Below are 18,787 nucleotides of genomic sequence, written 5' to 3'. Positions count from 1 at the left end.
AGCAAGTATAAAAGCTCTCCGATAGTTTACAGCTACAAATGGACCTATTCACAGGCGTTCTTGTGAAGGAACTTCTGCCTAAAAGCATTAGAGGCCAATACCAGTGCGGGTTAATTATTTGTTTTCCAAAGCAGTGAGAATATTCTAAACAGTATAACATGTAGCGAAAACATTTACTGGCTGCTAGGCAATCTAATATTTACTATTGGGTATCAACTAAATGCTTTAGGCTAAATTTGGTACCTATTCTAAAAATTATATAAAACAAAAGCGCTACCAGCATTAAGCTGGTAGCGCTTTTAATTAAAAAAACCTGAGGCCATGTGACCTCAGGTTTAAAATTTTAAAGTTATTCTACAACTAACTCAACTTGAGCGCGGCGGTTAAGGGCTCTGCCCGCAGCGGTATCGTTAGTCGACCGTGGTTGCGATTCGCCGTAACCAACAGTTGTTACGCGGTCTCTGTTTAATCTGCCTCTGGCAGTTAAGTAACGGGCCACAGCAGCAGCTCTTCTTTCAGAAAGGGCCTGGTTGTATTCGTCGGTACCGGTAGCATCGGCGTGACCAGAAATGTTCACATCAAATTCTGGGTTAGCTTTCAGGAACCGAACAATTTGGTCTAAGGTTTTGAAAGATACTTTACGCAATACTGCTTTGTCGAATTCGAACTGGATGTAAGTAGTATCTTTTAATGTACCACGACCTACGCCTCTTGGGATTGGTTTACGTAATGGGCAACCATTAGCATCTACTTGGGTACCGGCTGGCGTATCTGGGCATTTGTCTAAGGCATCGGCTACACCGTCGCCATCAGCATCTAACGGACAACCTTTGGCATCTACTTGGGTACCAGCAGGAGTGTTAGGGCAAGTATCGTTTTGGTCAGCAACACCGTCACCATCTGCATCTGGGCAACCGTTTAGGGCAGCAGTACCAGCTTGGTCTGGGCATTGGTCTTGTGCATCAGCTACACCATCGTTATCGCGGTCTGGGCAACCATTCAGGGCAGCAACACCAGCTACATCTGGGCAGTTATCCTGATAATCTGGCACACCATCTTTATCAGTGTCAACAGGGCAACCATTTTCATCAACTTTTACGCCACTTGGGGTATCCGGACATTTGTCTTTTCTGTCGGGCACACCATCCATATCGGTATCTTTTGGTTTACCCAAGGCAAAGTTAAGACCGAAGTTGTGTTGTAAAAAACGGTCCGGACGATCGTCGCCGGGACGTTTGAAACCATCGTACTGGTCGGTGAAAGTATAGATCTGGCCGGTTTGTACAAATAAACCAACCCGCTCAGATAAACGGAAATTAATACCAGCGGCGCCAAAAGCAACACCGTGGCTCAAGTCGCCATCAGTACCACGATTAGCTGGCTGTCCGTCGCCAAACATACCGTGCGCACCTTTACCTGATACATCAGAGAATGCAGCACCATAACCTAACATTAAGTAAGGAGCAATGCGGGCATCTTCTTTCAGGATAAGGCCACTGTTCATTTTCAGTTTAATGGCACCAATTACATTGCGCATTTCACCGTTGAAATACATGTTTCTTGGTTGGCCGGCAGCATAAACACCACCTTGTACGTTGTTGTTATAGTCGATACGGGCACCGCTAAAGCTGGCAACAAAGTCAAAAGAAGGGCTAATGTAACGTGAAATGCTTAAACCTCCACCTGTTCTGCCTTCGCCAAATTCAAACCACTCAGAACCGAGGTTTCCTTTATATTGATAAACACTGCCGAATCCGGAGATTCCCCATTTATTATCGGCGTTTTGTGCATTGGTAGTAGTTGCCAAAAAGGAACTTAGCAATAAAGCCATAGCTACCGTTTTGTTTAGAAATTTTCTCATAGTTGTAGTTTAGTGTAATTACTTTAAAAGTTAAATAAAATATAGATAAATATTAGGTTTTGCGTATATACCCGAATTATAAAAAAATGTTGCCTTTATATGTTATTTTTCCTGCGAAGCCAGAGCTAGTCATTTGTTAAACTTGTTTTCTGATTCTTAAAGGCTGTTTTTATAGTATTTTCTTTTAATAAACTATATTTTTTTTTAAAAGTTGTAATTATTCAACTTTTGTCATAACAATTTTTAAAACCGGCTTTTTAATAGCCGCTGCAAATATAGAAAGATTACTCTTGTTGGATAACTTTAACATAAACTTCTTCTAAAATAACAAATTAAACTTTACTGGCATTAGTATCTATTATTCTCATCTACCACCCTGTAAATCAAATATTAAAACTTACTAACAAGAAATAAACCAGCTTTAATTTTCTACTCTAATGGGAGCATTTAACTCAAAATCGTACAATGTTATATGCCGCAAGTTGTAGTAAGCCGACCAAAAATTACGTAACGCACTAATGTAATTACGGGTAGCTTTATCTCTTTCTTCGGTAGCCACATTCAAATCCAGAATCCCGATTTCGCTTTTCATATACCGCTCCTGGGTAATGGTATACCGTTTTTCGGCTATTTCGTCGGTTCTTTTGGCTACGGTCATTTGGTTGCGCAATACGTTAAACCGTTTTACATTCATGTAAATATCCTGATCAAAATTTACCCTTTGCTGCTCTACATTGGCTTGTACCAATTCTAGATTTGCCTTAGCCGTACCTAGCCGGCCGGCTGCCCGCCCCCAGTCCATAACCGGTATATTAAACCCAATGCGCAAACGCTGTTGCTCTGAGAGTTCCTGGTAAACATCGGTAATGCTTTTTGCCTGCTGCGTAAGACCAAAAGAGGCAAATAAACTCGCAGTTATCCCGGTTTCGCCTTTAGCCCGTGCCATGTTCATATCGGCCTCCATTAACTCTCGCTGAAACCCAATCATACGCTGCCGGTTTTTATGCGCTTGTTCCAAGGCGAATTTTTCGTCTACTTTAAACTGTGGTATCTCGGTTGGCGGCAGTAATGTAATAGGATCGTCATCGGTTAAGCCCAGATAAATTTTAAGCCGCAGAGTACTGCCTTCTACATCTAAAGTAGCCTGCTCCAGATTTTGCCGGGAGTTCATCAGGCTGAGTTCTATCTGCAAAAGCTCGTTTTCGGGCATGGTACCTTTAGCAAAACGTTCCTGCGCATTTTTATACAATAAAGTATTTGTTTTTACATTCTTCTCGGCAATTTGGTAACTAATCTGGCTAAGCAATAAATTAAAAAAATAACTAGTGGCTTCCTCGGCAATTCCTTCTAACCGTTCCCAATATTCGCGCTTGGCTTCCTCAAACCGCAAGGGCTGTACTTTATTTTCCCATTTAAGCCAGCGATAGCCAAAAAATGGCTGATTAAAAGTAATGGTTGCCGGTATGGCGGTATAACGTTTTGGAATTCGGTCGCTGCCATCAATAAAATCGTCGAACCGATTAATATTGCTGTTAATAGAAATATAGCCGCCGGTAAACCAAACCTCCTGCCCCAAAGATAATTGCATAGCTGAGGCGGCACTATGGTTAGGCTGGGGAATAATACTGCCATTAGGCTGCAAAACCGGTACTATATTTTTATTATACTCGGGTAAATAGCCATTTAAATTTAGTTGCGGCAAAAAATTAGCCTTAAAGGTTTTATACTGCCAAGTCCGGTTTTCGAGCAAAACCGTAGCGTACCGGTAACTCGGAGAATTTTCTTTGGCTAACTGCACAACATCCTTTAGGGTATAAAGGCGAATGTTATCTACAGCCTGCCCTACTGCCGTTTTTACCGTAAGGGTAAAAATTATAAGATAAAATGAGGCCGCTAAAAATCTATTCATTTCCCTAACATCTAATTAACGACTGAACAATAAAAATATTCCGATATTCTAATTCTTTAAAATGTTTGGAGGAATAAAACAATCCTAGTATTTGTTTCTACAACCGGTTTAAACCCGGTTTCAAAATATGCTTCAGGATATTAAGCAATGTTTTATTTTCTATACAATTATAGATTTCAATTCTGAAGCAATCTTGTAGATATAATAAATTTAGAATATCTGCTGAAGCTAGTTATAAGGCACAAAAAAACGGTATAGAATTCACTTCTATACCGTTCAGGTTTTAGCCTGCTCTGGTTATGGACTTAGCTTTTCATGAGCCTTTCTATATCGTCGGCTTCTATCGGAATATTTTTCATTAAATCTACCGGGCCGTTGTGGGTTACCAGAATATCATTTTCGATCCGGATGCCCAAACCTTCTTCGCGAATATAGATACCGGGTTCGCAGGTAAACACCATTCCTGCTTCAAAAGGCCGATATTTATTCCCGACATCGTGTACATCTAAACCCAGGTGATGCGAGGTGCCGTGCATAAAATATTTTTTATATAAAGGTTTGTCGGGGTCCTGGTGTTTAACGTCATCGGCATTGAGTAAGCCGAGTTTAATCAGTTCATTTTCCATAACGGTACCTACAAAAGCGTGGTACTGGTCTAGGGTATTGCCAGGCACCAACATGTTGCGGGCAGTTTTTAATACGTGCAGCACCGCGTTGTAAACCTCTTTTTGACGGGGTGTAAAAGTACCATTTACAGGCACGGTACGGGTTAGGTCGGAGGCATAATTGGCGTACTCGGCTCCAAAATCCATCAGCACCACATCCCCATCTTTACATTCGCGGTTATTATCTACGTAGTGCAAAATACAGGCATTAGCCCCAGAGGCAATAATAGAACTGTACGCCGGCCCCCGGGAGCGATTCCGCAAAAACTCATGCACCAGTTCGGCCTCTATTTCGTATTCCATTACGCCCGGCTTAATAAATTTAAGTAAGCGCAAAAAGCCCTGCTCGGTAATCTGGCAAGCTTTTTTAATTAATTCCACCTCAATATCAGATTTAACGGCCCGTAGTTGGTGCATAATGGGCGCGCTGCGCATATATTGGTGTAAAGGGTAAGTTTCGCGGCACCATTTTAAAAAGCGGGCATCGCGGGTTTCTACTTCTACTACCGCGCGCAGGTGTTCGTTGGTATTCAGGTAAACGTGCTCGGCTTCGGCCATTAAGCTATTAAATACCTGTTTAAATTCGGAAGTCCAGTAAATGGTTTTAATACCCGAAATCTGGCGGGCCTGATCTTTGGTAAGCTTATAACCTTCCCAGGTCAGAATTAAATCGTTGGTTTCTCGGATAAATAAAATTTCCTGGTTCCGGACATCTTTGGCATCCGGAAAGAGCAGCAAAATACTCTCTTCTTGATCAATGCCGCTCAAGTAAAATAAATCGTTGTTTTGCCGGAAGGCCATGGTGCCATCGGCGTTGGTAGGCATTATATCGTTAGATTGAAAAACCGCGAGCGAACATTTGCGCAAATGCCGGGTAAAATGTAGCCGGTTTTGAATAAATAAATCGGATACTATTGGCTGATATCTCATATATGAAAACCTTAAATAAAATAGCTTCTGCTACCGAAGCCCCACTAATTTTCTGTAAAGGTAAATAGATTTCCATCAATTTACAGCAAACAGCAAAGGCGACTAAAAGCCGCCCCTGTTTTATATTTTAATTTATCTGCGTTTTATCTTAGTGAAGGATTTAACCGGATTTCGTTGGCATTTATCGGAATGTACCAATTGGCGGGGTTCATTAATGCGCTCCTTACTATTTCTGTTTTTCCGGGGTGGGTTTCTGCTACCCGGTTGGCTATTTTGTCGGCTAAATATGCAGGGTTATTCCGGCGTTTAGCTACCCGCATTAAATCATAGAAACGGTGGCCTTCAAAGGCCAAATCGAGGGAGCGCTCTTGCATAATTGCGTCTTCCATTTGTTCCTGCGTAATGGAGTTAGGATTTGAGGTGGAGAAATTAGGCCAGTTGCCTAAACTTGCGCGGTTGTTATGCAAATTATTTAAATATTCCAGCGCCCTGGCCCGGTCGCCTAATAAATTCCTGATTTCGGCACGAATTAGATGCAGGTTAGCAAACCTGAATACAAACCAGTTTTTATCGCTTTCATAAGGTTTGGTGCGGCCGGCCCGGTTTACAATGTACCCTTGGGGAGCAGTAGGAATTTTAGTCCGGGTGATTCTGTCTAAACCTACCCATTTATAAACCTCGTATCTGGTTGGGCTTATGCTATCGTAAGAGGCACCAAATCCCCGCCGGGCATCATGTTTAAACGTGGTGGTGGTAAAAGGTTTTTTCCAGCCATTTAAGGCAATATCCGACGGCAGTACGGCTCCGGTTCCGCCCTCTTCGGGCCGAATGGAAGTTAATTGCTGCAGGTTATGCGACTCGCGGCTGGCAAAAGTAAATGGAATTTCAAAGATAGATTCGCGGTTCTGATATTTCGTCCGGAATGGCACAAACCAGTTGGCGGCATTATTATCACCGTGTAGTTGGTACTGGTCGGGATCGTCATACACGCGTTGGGCGGCAGCATCGGCCGCTTCCAAATCCTTGCGATCACCGGCTTTGGTTGGGTGAAAAGTATAGCGCCACAATAATACTTCTGTTCTTAAAGCATTTACAGCCGCTCTTACCCCTCGGGTCCGCGACAAAGTATTGTTGCGGGTAACTACTAAACTATTGTTTAACTCTGTAATATCTTCTACGGCAATTTTATCGGCTTTATCCAGGTTAGCCACAATAGTATCTAAAATAATGCCTTGGCTTACGCGCGGATAATTTACGTCCTGGTCAACAGCAGTAGTTGGTTTTAAAACCAGCGGCACATCACCAAAATTACGAACGAGGTGGTAATACATTAAAGACCGCAGGTAAAGCATTTCGCCAATATATTGGTCTTCGGTAATTTCGGTGTAAAACGGGCTCTTTTCTATTTTACCTAAGTTAGCCAAAACATAATTGGTCCGGTTAATAACATCGTAATAACCACCCCAATCGGTATACCGGTTAGTTGGTAAAACACGGTTTTCAAAAACCTGCATTAGTTCTTCGGGAGCACCCGCACCCGGCTTTACTAATTCACCCCGCACCTCACCCAGCACAAACATTCGTTCAACTAGCTGTTGTAAGCCGCCGTAAGCACCATTTACAATGGCGGTTGCATCGTGGTAGTTTCTAAAATATTCTTCTTCAAACACCACGTCTTTCGTTTCGGGCTCTAAAAAATTACATGCGGGGGCAATAATTAAGGTAGCCACGCCACACGCCAACATAACTTTATTAAGGATATTTTTCATATCTGTAAAAATTTAAACCTAGCCTGAATAATTTACCTATAAACCTAATCTTACCCCCAGAATAAAGGAGCGCAACTGCGGCACGCTACCATAGTCTACGCCATAAGAATTACCTAAACTTACAGATGCTATTTCGGGATCGTAGCCTTTGTAATCGGTAAAGGTTAAAAGATTTTGAGCGGTTAAATAAATGCGGGCACTGTTTACAAATTTAAATCTTTTACCGGCCGGCATGTTGTAACCCAAAGTAAGGGCTTTTACCCGCGTATAAGAAGCGTCTTCTACCCAACGGCTCGAAAAGCGGGTATTACCCGTAGGGTCGCCGTGCGAGAAACGGGGCATATCGGTTTGGTCGCCGGCTTGTTGCCACCGGTTTTCAATGACTGCCGATTGGTTATCGTAACCCGACATAGCTTCTAAACGCGCGCGCTGGCCGTTATATACCTGGTTGCCAAAAGAGAAATCGAGGAAAATATTTAAATCGAAATTTTTATAGGCAAAGACATTGCTAAAGCCGCCAAAAACATCCGGATTAGAATTACCAATAACTTTTTTATCGCTTTCGTCAATAACGCCATCCTTGTTTACATCCTGAAATATAATATCGCCACCTTTAAACGGATTAACATTATCGGCCCCATTTTTAACATTAACCTCGGCATCAGACGCATAAACACCTAAAGCTTTGTAACCATAAAAAGCCCCAATGCCGTAGCCTACCCGGTTAATGGTCTGGAATTCGCCGTAACCGGTTTGTACAATATCCTGGTTTTTAGGTAAAGAAAGCAGCTCATTACGATTAAAAGCCACATTAAAATTAGTAACCCAACTAAAGTTACGGCCGCTTACCAGTTGCCCTTCGGTGGCAAACTCTACGCCCATATTCTGAACGGAACCGCCATTGGTGAGGTAATTAGTAAAACCAGACACATTAGGCAGGTATATATAATTAAGTAAATTGTCGGTTTTCTTTTTGTAGAAATCGGCGGTAAAGTTTAAGCGGCCATTTAATATAGCTGCATCAAAACCTACGTCTACTTGCGTGGTGGTTTCGTATTTTAAATTAGGATCGCCCAGTACACCTAACCGGCTGCCGGCAAAATTATTACTGTTGGCTGGCACAATAAAAGATTTATAACTATAGTCGCCCATTTCGTGGTTACCTGTGCGGCCCAAACTCATTCTTAGTTTTAAATCATTAAAAAAGTTGCTGTTTTCCATGAACGACTCAGAACTTAACCGCCAGGCCGCCGCCACGGAAGGGAATAAGCCCCAACGGTTATCCTCCGAAAACCGGCTGGAGCCATCGGCTCTTACATTTAAACCAAATAAATATTTATCGGCGTAAGTATAGTTTAAACTGGTAAAAAACGAAGCCATTTTATAATTGGGCGCTAAGCTACCGGCTGTATCAATATTGGCCGTGTTGGAAGAGGAAATACTTACAAACTCATCGGAAGGAGAATTAATGGAGCGGGCCGATTTGATTGAGCGTTCTAAAAAAATCAATCCTCCGCCTACTACGGCGTTAATGGCATGTACCTGGTTAAAGGTACGGGCAAAGTTTACCGTGTTTTCGTTTTGCAGTAATAAATCTACGTTGTTATTCTCGGCGGCATAACGAACTACATTTTTAACTTGCTGAATACCTACTGATGGCGTAAACCGGGCTTCTCTTAACCGAAAATAATCGGCATTTAAGTTAATTTTAGCCGTAAGGCCCGGAATAAATTCATATTCCGTAAAAATATTACCCAGAATATGGTTGGTATTGTTAATACTGTTTACACCATTAATTAAAGCCATGGGATTAGATCGGGCTAAAAAATCTACACTATCCAATCGGCCTAAATTCTGGCCTTCCCTGTCTTTGCGGAAAGTAGTTAAAAACGGCGCTTTAATGGTGCTTAGTAAAAGTGGGTTGGTATTATAGGTATTTCCCTCGTCCTGCATTTTTCTGTCGGAGCGGGTGTAGGAGATACTATTATAAAACCGCATTTTGCGCGAGACCTTGTAATCGAGGTTAAATCGGGTATTAAACCGTTCGAACTTGGTATCGGTTATAATACCATTTTGCTTAGAATAGCCCACATTAAAAGCGTATTTAGCCAAAGCATCGCCGCCTTTAAGCTTTAAATTAGCATTATTAATGGTTCCGGGCTCGGTTATAACTTCTTGCCAGTTGGTATTATTTGAATAACGGGCAAAATCCGGGTGTTGGGGATTTAGATTAAATATTCCGGGAAACTGGGCATTAACTTCCTGCTCGGTAAGTCCGCGGCCACCCGCACCGGCAAATCTTTCTTTCTCTAGTATAAAGTTGCGGTAACCGTTTGCATCTAAAACATCTAACTGGCGCGGCATAGTTTGTACCCCGGTAAAACCTGTAAAATCGAGGTAGGTTTTACCACTTGTACCGGTAGTAGTTTTAATAATAACTACCCCATTAGATCCTCTGGCTCCGTAAATGGCAGTAGCATGCGCATCTTTTAATACCGTTATGCTTTCAATGTCTTCAATATTTATATCTGCCAAAGGGTTAATGTCGGCGTATTTAGAAAGGGTATTTTTATACCGCGCAGAGGCAACCGGAATGCCATCTACAATATACAAAGGGGCATTGCCGGCATTAATAGTAGAGATACCCCTGATATGCACCAATGCCCCGGAACCCGGTGCGCCAGAGAAACTTGTAGCCCGCAAACCGGCTACTTTTCCTTGCAACAAAGGGTCGATGGCTAACGGGGCCTGATCTTGTATGGTGCGTTCTTTTAAATAATTAACGGCACCTAACACATCGCGCTTTGCTTTTTTAAGGTAATGGAAATTTGCCGCATCCGTATTTAACTGGTCCGGAACAGGGGTTGCCATGCTATCTGGTTTTGATTGGGCATTTAATGCAATACTGGAGCCACAAATCATTATAAATAAAAGCAAACCACTTATAACTGGTAATTTTATTTGCTTCATACAATGTAACTTAAATTCAAATTTTTATAAATAAATAGTATCTGGAACAGAGTTATAGAATGCCCGGCTTTTTGCTGATGGGCACACCCTGTTGGTAAACCTGTATGCTTTTTTATTTCTTAACTAAGGAAGAGGAAATAAAACAATTACATCCGGCGCCATCTCGTATTTAGGCGGATTATCGCTGTTGGCATTTGCCCGCAGGGAAAATCTTTTATCGCCTGGTTTCGCAAACGTGTAAGAAGTAATATTGGCGTTTACGGCATCGCGGTTGCCATCGGTAGCACCTATAACCCGGCGTTGCTCGTAAGTGGGGCTTACATTCATATTTAAGTTTCCGCCCGCCGTAGCCACGCCTTCAATTGCCGTAGTAATGGTGGCGCGGTTCCCCCCGTTTTTCCAGCTAAGCTCAATTCTGTACTTACCAGATTGTACCCCTGGTATTACCGTAACCATAGAATCGCCGCCACTATCGGCTACCATAAAGGCAAAAGTGGATGATTGCCGGTAAACAGAAGCTCTTTCGGGACCAAAAACGCGGGGGCTGTTAGAGTTTACTGCTGCACCATAGGCCCACCAACGGTCTTCAAATTCATGTACAATCGGAATCCGCCGGAAAGAATCCAGGCTTGGGGTGTTTAAAGTTGCCCCGGATTTTGTCAGCAATAAATTATCAACGTACTGTACCAGGCCATTTTTAATGAAAATATCTTTCTGGTTATTTTTAATATTGGCTTTGTTGTTGAGCTTATTGGCGGCTAATTTGTCGTAGAAAATGTAAGCATTGTGGGTTAAGGTGGGCAGCATTTTTGCATCTAAAAAACCCACATTGGGGCCAGCGCCCCGGTATACCCGCCATTGGTCATATTCATGGGTCTGGTACTTCTCCCGTGGTCCTACTCCCAGAGAGCGGTAATCGGTAGTGGGCAGATAAGAGGTGCTGTAAGGTGCGCCCGGCATAACATGGTACCCCATTAACCTTCTGAGTTCGGCCACCCCGGCCGGCGTAGCTGCCATTGCGGTAAATGTAGCTTCTGTAATACCTTCGGCGGTAAATAAATCGTTGGTAACGGCAAACAAAGTTAATTGCGTGCGTTTTTTGGCCGGAGCACCGGGTAGTTCATATACCCGCCTTCTGTTTATCGATCTGATGGTATTCAGGGTATCTTGTAAGCCGGCTAACTCCATACCTTTCTTTAAAATACTTAAGTTTGGCGTATTTTCCAGGTAGCCCCAAAGGGTATTTACCGGCGGGTCCAGCACGGCATCTATTTTATGCACAATACCATTAGAATATTCTAAACCTGCTTCATACACGGTAGCTTGGCCGTTAATAATGGCTTTGGTAAATCCGCCCGACAAGTCCATTTGGTAATAATCGCCGTTAACGGTGCTATCCGGGAAAGTACCTTCGATAAATTCAGTTGCTTTTCTTTTCTTGTTTATAATATGGTATTGGACCACCGAACGTAGCTTGTCGGTATCTAATTCGCTAATGGTTTTCTTACCTTCTTTGGCCAGGTATTTCTTAAACGCCTGGTTATTAGGAGCAAAAAAAGTAAACGGCCCGTAGGTATTGATGGTATTCGCAAAATTGACCTTTTCCAAAGCCTCTACCGCCAGGCTTAAAGAAGTATCGCCCCGCATAACATCTACAATCATGCGCTGGTTATCGTCGTATAAAACCTTTACTTCCGGATCATCTACGCAGGCCTGCAGCCAGATTAACATACCGCAAGCGGCTCCGGTAGCAAGTTTGGTTATTGTGCCAAAACTTAATATTTTATGTATATTCATGATATTTATTATTAGAATGTCTTAAATAACCGGGTTTAGTAACCCTATAAATAATATGGATTCTGAACCAAGGCTTTGTTGGCTTGTAACTCGGTTTGGGAAACCGGCATATACCAGCCTCTTTGGTCTCTAATGCGGCCTTCCATCTGGGAGCGGGTTGCCTCCGGATAGCTGTTCACGATTAAGGTTCTTAAAACATCCGGGCGCCGGTGGGCTTCCTGCCGTTGATTCGAAATCCGGAGTAAATCAAACCAGCGTTTACCTTCAAAAGCCAGTTCCAGTGCCCGTTCATGCAGAATAACATCCTCAATTTCGTTGTCGGTAGAGGAGGCATCAATAGACAGGGTTAAACCGGCCCGCGACCTGATTAGATTTAAATCTTCAATAGCCCCTTGTTTATCACCCGCACGGTTTCTGGCTTCGGCGCGCATTAAGTACACATCGGCTAAGCGATACACAATCCAGTTGGCGTCGTTTCGGGGGCGCCGGGTACCGGTTTCATCGTTTCCTACAAATTTCCACAGGTCAGATTGGGCCTGTCCCCACGATTGGTAAGCCTGACCGCGTATTTGATCGGCTTCTACATTAAACTTTTCTAAAAGGCCAAATACATTTATATTGTAGTTATTGCCGTAAGTAGAAATGGCGTTATTCAGCTCATCCTGGGCAAAGTTATGCTGAATTTCAAAGATGCTTTCCGAAGTATTACCGGAAAAAAACATATCCGTCCAATCATCACCATCAACCAGGTTATACAAAGCCGTGTTGTTAATAACTTTACCGGCTGCCTGGATAGCTTCATTGTATTTCCCACGCCATAAATACACATCTGTTTGCAGCGCATTTACAGCCCCCACGGTAGCCCGGCCCCGGGTAATATCATTAGAGGCAAACGATACGGGTATTTTTAATTCTAGTGCTTTTTCCAGGTCGGCTTCTACCAGATCTAATATTTTATCCTGGCTCGTTTGCGGAATATTATAATCCTGGTTATCGGTGTCGGAAGGGTTTAAAACCAGTGGCACATCTTTCCAGGCTCTGGTCAGGTAAAAATATGCCAGGGCCCGCAGAAAATAAGCTTCGGCTATTATGGCATCGCTCATTTGCTGGGTAAAGCGGGGATCCTTGTCTACTATTTCGGGTACATATTTAATGGTAGTATTGGCCCGGTTTATAATACCGTAAAAATGGGTCCAGCGCGCGTTGGCACTGGTGGGGTTTATATATTGCAGCCGATACTCATTGCCTGGGAAACCCTCTACCAAATCGGCCCGGGCCTCTCCTAGTTCCGCCATTCTTCCTTCCGATGCCTGCAAAGCATCGTAAACAGAGATTAAAGACCCGGTGGCATCGGCGGCCGTTTCAAAAAATTCTTCGCGGGTAAGCCGGTCTTGCGGCGACTGATTAAGTAAGTCACAGGCGGGCATTATCAGGAGTAAACCAGCTAATAAAAAACCGGCCAGCCAATTTATATTTTTAACAGAATTCATGTTATCGTTTTTTTAATTTAAAGTTTAGCTAAACTTTAATTTTACTTAAAGTCGAACGTTTACTCCGAAGGTAAAAGTTTTGGATTGAGGAGTTAAGGCCTTATCGAAACCGGGGAAACCAATATTTTCCTGGTCAATGGATATCTCGGGATCCGCCCCGGTATATCTGGTCCAGGTAATAAAGTTGGTTGCGGTAAAAAATACTTCTAAAGCAGATAGGCGGTATTTAGAAATGGTGGTTCGGGGTACCATGTAGCTTAAAGTAGCAAATTTAACGCGGGCATAAGAACCATCTTCTACAAAACGGTTGCTGGCATGCCAGTTCCGGTCGGCCAAGCCACCGGGCAAGCCCCGGCTGGCTCTTGGAATATTGGTGATATCACCTTGTTTCCGCCAGCGGTTTAGTACCGTTATAGAAGAATTATTGGTGTACTGCATACCTTCCAGTTCGCCTTTAATCCCGTTTACTATGTCGTTGCCGTACTGGTACTGGATAAAGAAGTTTAAACCAAAGTTTTTGTAATTAAAGGAGTTGTTAAGGCCACCAAAAAATTTAGGGTTGGCGCTACCTATCTGCACCTTGTCTAAATCATTAATAATGCCGTCGTAATTAATATCGGCATAAATGGCATCACCGCCCTGGAATATGCCTCCGGTTTCGGTACCACCCCGCATAATTTTGGGTGTACCATCTAAGTTATACACAACATTTCCGTCGCGGTCTCTGACTACAGCATCTTCGTCGCGGGCGTAAACGCCTCTAAAAATTAATCCATGGTAGGTGCCCAGCGGGTCTCCTTCTTGTATGCGGTATACCCAGGTGCGGGTATCGGTATTTACTGCGGTTCTTAAAATTGGTCCGGATGGCAGCCTGGTTACCAGGTTATCGTTAGAGCCAATATTAAAAGACAGGTTCCAGTTAAATTTACCCGCATCAATATCGCCCCGTACAATATCATAATTAATATCTAACTCTACCCCCCGGTTCCGGATATCGCCTAAATTGGTTAAAAAGGTGGGCAAAGAGCCGGTGTTTAAATCGCCCGATATACCCGAGGAAGCCGGTACTGGCTGACTAACTAACAGGTCTTTGGTTTTTTTGATGTACCACTCATTTGTAATAATTAAGCGGCTTTCAAATAATTCCAGGTCAATACCAAAATTACTGGTTTCACTGGTTTCCCATTTCAGGTTATCTAGCTCTACGTTATCTGGCCGCACGCCCTGAATACCCATGTAATTAGATCCAGAAGTAAAGGAACTGATATAAGCATAGTTACCAATACCACTGTTACCGTTTTGCCCCCAGGCCGCCCGTACTTTCAGGTTGGTAATTTTAGGAACCTGCTGCATAAAGGACTCGCTGGAAACGCGCCAGTACCCCCCTACCGAAGGGAAAGTAGCGTACTTGTTGTTACCCCCGAATTTAGAAGATCCGTCGCGGCGGGCTGTAAAGTTGATACCATATTTATCGTTATAAATATAATCGGCTTTGGCAAACATAGAAACAATGGCTTCTACCGTTCTGCCGGAACTTAAATTGCGATAGCCGGCAGCCGCCGTTAAACTTTCCATTCTATGCGGACCGCCGTACGCCTGAGCCCTTAAAGAACTGGAATTTAATTTATTTACGGTATGCCCAACCAGCACGGTAACATTGTGTTTATTATTTAAAGAGCGACTGTAGGTAAGCAGGTTATCGGTAATCATTTGCAAACGCTCATAATCCCGGCTTTCGTTTTTGTTGTACAAATTTCCGGTTCTGCTGGACGAAAAGGAACCCGTAAAAGGTTCGCCAGTAGCATCGGGCGGAATAAATAACTGCGCGGTTTCGCCTACAAAATCGATAGAAGCATTACTTCTAAATTTTAAGCCTTTGGCAATTTCCAACTCACCGTAAATGTTGGGTTTCAGGTTGTTGCTATAAGCATTATTTGTAACCAAAGTAACTACCGCTAGCGGGTTATCCCCGAAAGCATGAATTAGCGGTAAGCTGGCGTAAGTACTTAATTGCGCCCCGGTTACCGGGTCTATGTCGTACACGGGTAAAGTTGGCGAGCGCACCAAGCCCCAGTGGTAGGGCGGCCGCTGTTCTTCGTCGATGCCCGCCTGGGAGTAAGTTTTAGACCGGGTAAACGAAATATTAGAGCCAAAACGTAATTTATTAGATACCCGGTAATCTAGGTTAAAACGCGTGGATAAGCGTTGGTGCCCGGTATTAACCATGATGCCTTTGGAATCTTTATACCCCACGCTAAAGTTATAACGGGTACTTTCGCCGCCGCCATTAAACGATACCGTATGGTTTTGGCCGCTGCCTTGCTGGGTAATTAAATCTAACCAATTGGTATCATAGCCATTTAAATAATTGTAAAAAGGCATGGTCGGATCATCAATAAATGGTCTTACATCGGCATTATTTAAATCCGTAATACCTTGGTTTTGGGCCATATCTATGCGCAGAACCCGGTAACTATCGGCATCCAGCATTGGAATAGCGCGTGGTATGGGTTGTATGGAATACTGGGAATTAACGTTAATAGTAGTTTTTCCCTGGCGTCCGCGCTTGGTGGTAATTAAAATAACCCCATTAGAAGCCCGTGCACCGTAAATGGCCGTAGCATTGGCATCCTTCAAAATATCTATCCGCTCAATATCAGCCGGATTTATATCGGCAATGGGATTGGAACGCGCCGATACCCGGGCATCTCTCGAATTATCGGCGGGCTCAGAAATAATCGGAATACCATCAATCACATACAAGGGCTCGTTGCCGGCCGATAAAGAACTTGCCCCGCGTATCCGGATAGAGGCTGTAGCACCTGGGTCGCCGGAAGCAGGCGTAATTTGCACCCCGGCCGCCCGACCTTGCAACATCTGGTCGATAGAAGTGGAAGGTTGTTTTTCAAAAACCTCTGCCTTAACCGAGGTAATAGCCCCAATTACATCGCGTTTAGAAATAGTAGAGAAACCCGTACTTACCGGTTCTTCTTTACGTGCTGTAACCGAAACCTCATTTAAAGATTGGGCATCGGAAGATAAGCCAACGTTAATGGTGGTGCGATTACCAATACTTTCGGTTTTAGTAGCATAACTGATAAAGGAAAAACGCAGTTTATTTTTGGTATCGCTAATTTTAAGCACGTAATTACCTTCACCATCGGTAATTGTACCGCCAATCTGGCGATTATTTTCGTTTACTTCTACCACGGTTACCCCCGGTATACCTTCTGACGAGCCCTGCTCCGTAACTTTACCTTTTATGGTAATACTGGCCTGACCGAAAGACTCAAAATCTGAAATACAAAGCAGCATTAGCAGGAAAATAGGCCTGCTGATTGCCCGTAGAATTTTTTGCATATTTTATTACCTTGAAATTTTAACTGAATGATTTTGTCTGTTTGCCAGGTATTTTATCTATCCGGATCAGGAAGTAAAACATTGTCAATTTTATGAATGACAGTACCGCTAGGGGTTCCGTTGGCATTAGGCGCACCTAATAGATCATAGCTCAGGATTTTGGCCGAATTGGTTTCGCCGGTTATTTCATTATCGGCTACATTAATGTTCAGTTCGGCCGAAACGCTAAACCGGTTAAACACGGTTCCTTTAACGCCATTCAGGGTAGCTTTTCTCTGGGTAGAGTTTATAATGTGGTACTGCATAATAGCCCTTAAAGTACTGGCCGTAATGGTGGTACCATTTAAAGTCATTTTCTGAATATTAAACCCAGCTTTCGTAAAAGCCTCGTTAGTAGGCGCCAAAATGGTGTTGGTCTGGGTCCAGCGCATATAATCATTGCTATTGTTAAATAAGCCGGCTTTTATTAGCGCTTGCACAAAGAATTTTAATTCGGGGTCCAGCAGGGCGTTTCCGGTAGCACTCATCACCCGGCTCGATTGCAGCGTCCGGTTAATGCCATGAATGGTACCGTTACTGGCTTTAATATCTACCAGATTAGCTATTCGGTCAGATGGCCTTAAATCGCCGGTTGCACTCACGGCCAGATCAAAGCCCGATAGTACATCTAGTGGTTTGGTGGGGTTCCAAACTTGCTGGGAGTTGTAATTTAACCCATTTTCCAGGAAATGGTGTTGCAATAACAGGCCAACGTACTCTACTGGTAACGAATCGTACCGGTTGTGGAATTTAGGTAATATGGGGTTTATAATAGGGTCTAAGGCCGTATTGGTAGGAACCAGCACCGTAATCAACTGCTGGGAGCCTAAGCCCGAGCCGCTGGAAGTAGGCCGAAACTCAACATCCGGAAAAACAGGATTACTAACCGTTAGGTTATTAGATAAATATCGCCGGATGGTGTAAAAGGTTGAATCAATTATACCATCGCCGTTTTTATCGAAGGTGTTGCGAGGATCATTCAACGAATCGCGCAAAACGCCCAGTAATTTATAAAAAGTACTAAACTCCGGCGTATTTCCCAGAATCTGAACAATGTTGTTGGGCACGGCTAAAACCGCGGTTATACCATGAATTACGCCATTTTCGGCTTGTAAATCCTTAACCTCCTTAAATTCTACCCCATTTGTAGTTGAAAGTACATTTACATCATTAACCTTAAAAACCGGTTGTTGGGTGGCGGGGTCGAGGGTAGTAATTCTTAAATATTTTGATGCCCGGTTAAGATAGTAAGTACTGCTATTAGCATTGGGCGAAGTTTTAAAACGTTGTTTAAAATCGTACTCGTAATACGTATAATAAACAATGTGGTAATTTAATAAAGTGGTAAGTTCATCCTCCGCAATGGTTTCGATGGTTTTACCTTTAGCACTCAAATAAGCCTGAAAAGCATCGTTAGTAGGGGCAAAAACGGTATAAACCCCCGCTTTATTCAGGGTATTAGATAAACCTGTACGCTCTAACCCCCGCACAAACGTACTAAACTGCGGGTCTTCCTGCAGTTTGGCGATTAAAAAACCCTCCGAGGCTTTGTCATATTGCCAATATTCATCAAAACCGTCTTTACAGCCGGCTGCGCCCCAGAGCGCAAAACATAATAGTAAGAGCAAACCTCGTTTACTCTTTGCCTGATTAGAAATGTAATTTTTAAACATTTTGCTTAAAAAGTTTAATATAATTTTATTAAGAGTGGTGGAAATCCTTTTTTTCAAAAGGCAATAGAATATCGTGTTCGCTAAAAGTGTATTTTTGAGCGAAATTTACAAATTAGAAAAGTTCAATTGTAGAAAGTATTTATGTATCTATAGCGTTCTCATTTTAGTTGGTTCAAAGATGTTTTTGGCTCAGGATTATGCTTTACTAAATATAGGTTTTTACAATATCTTTCCAACTTAAAATTACTTTTTCGAAGAAAGTTTTATATTTTTTTTGAATAAATTCTTTCGGCTTACAATTTTATCAATACGCTACTAACCCAA

At 42.9% G+C, this 18,787-nt stretch carries 9 protein-coding genes; all 9 read right to left on the bottom strand.

Features of this window, described 5'->3' with window-relative positions:
* Window positions 1-349 precede the first annotated feature (349 nt).
* Window positions 350-1,861: an OmpA family protein gene (locus ACO1R6_RS19040; RefSeq protein ID WP_486266667.1), complete on the bottom strand. Its 1,512-nt coding sequence runs from the start codon at window positions 1,859-1,861 to the stop codon at window positions 350-352.
* A 421-nt stretch (window positions 1,862-2,282) separates the two neighbouring features.
* Window positions 2,283-3,770, bottom strand: a complete 1,488-nt coding sequence (locus tag ACO1R6_RS19035; RefSeq protein ID WP_486266666.1) for a TolC family protein — start codon at window positions 3,768-3,770, stop codon at window positions 2,283-2,285.
* Between the two features lie 305 nt (window positions 3,771-4,075).
* Complete coding sequence (locus ACO1R6_RS19030; protein ID WP_486266665.1) at window positions 4,076-5,365, bottom strand: aminopeptidase P N-terminal domain-containing protein; 1,290 nt, start codon at window positions 5,363-5,365, stop codon at window positions 4,076-4,078.
* A 143-nt stretch (window positions 5,366-5,508) separates the two neighbouring features.
* A complete protein-coding gene (locus ACO1R6_RS19025) occupies window positions 5,509-7,134 on the bottom strand; it encodes a RagB/SusD family nutrient uptake outer membrane protein (RefSeq protein WP_486266663.1) in 1,626 nt (541 codons plus the stop codon).
* Between the two features lie 36 nt (window positions 7,135-7,170).
* Window positions 7,171-10,005 carry a SusC/RagA family TonB-linked outer membrane protein gene (locus ACO1R6_RS19020; RefSeq protein ID WP_486266662.1) on the bottom strand — a complete coding sequence of 945 codons (2,835 nt, stop codon included), beginning with the start codon at window positions 10,003-10,005 and terminating at the stop codon, window positions 7,171-7,173.
* Between the two features lie 222 nt (window positions 10,006-10,227).
* Window positions 10,228-11,901 carry a fasciclin domain-containing protein gene (locus ACO1R6_RS19015; RefSeq protein WP_486266660.1) on the bottom strand — a complete coding sequence of 558 codons (1,674 nt, stop codon included), beginning with the start codon at window positions 11,899-11,901 and terminating at the stop codon, window positions 10,228-10,230.
* 44 nt (window positions 11,902-11,945) lie between these two features.
* Complete coding sequence (locus tag ACO1R6_RS19010; RefSeq protein ID WP_486266659.1) at window positions 11,946-13,391, bottom strand: RagB/SusD family nutrient uptake outer membrane protein; 1,446 nt, start codon at window positions 13,389-13,391, stop codon at window positions 11,946-11,948.
* Between the two features lie 45 nt (window positions 13,392-13,436).
* Window positions 13,437-16,751, bottom strand: a complete 3,315-nt coding sequence (locus ACO1R6_RS19005; RefSeq protein WP_486266658.1) for a SusC/RagA family TonB-linked outer membrane protein — start codon at window positions 16,749-16,751, stop codon at window positions 13,437-13,439.
* Between the two features lie 53 nt (window positions 16,752-16,804).
* Entirely contained in the window at window positions 16,805-18,463 is a 1,659-nt protein-coding gene (locus ACO1R6_RS19000; protein ID WP_486266657.1) for a fasciclin domain-containing protein, read from the bottom strand.
* Window positions 18,464-18,787 lie beyond the last annotated feature (324 nt).

This window comes from Adhaeribacter sp. (assembly GCF_057359045.1).
The sequence above is the reverse complement of the archived record's forward strand: the minus strand, read 5'-3'. Positions and strand labels throughout refer to the sequence as shown.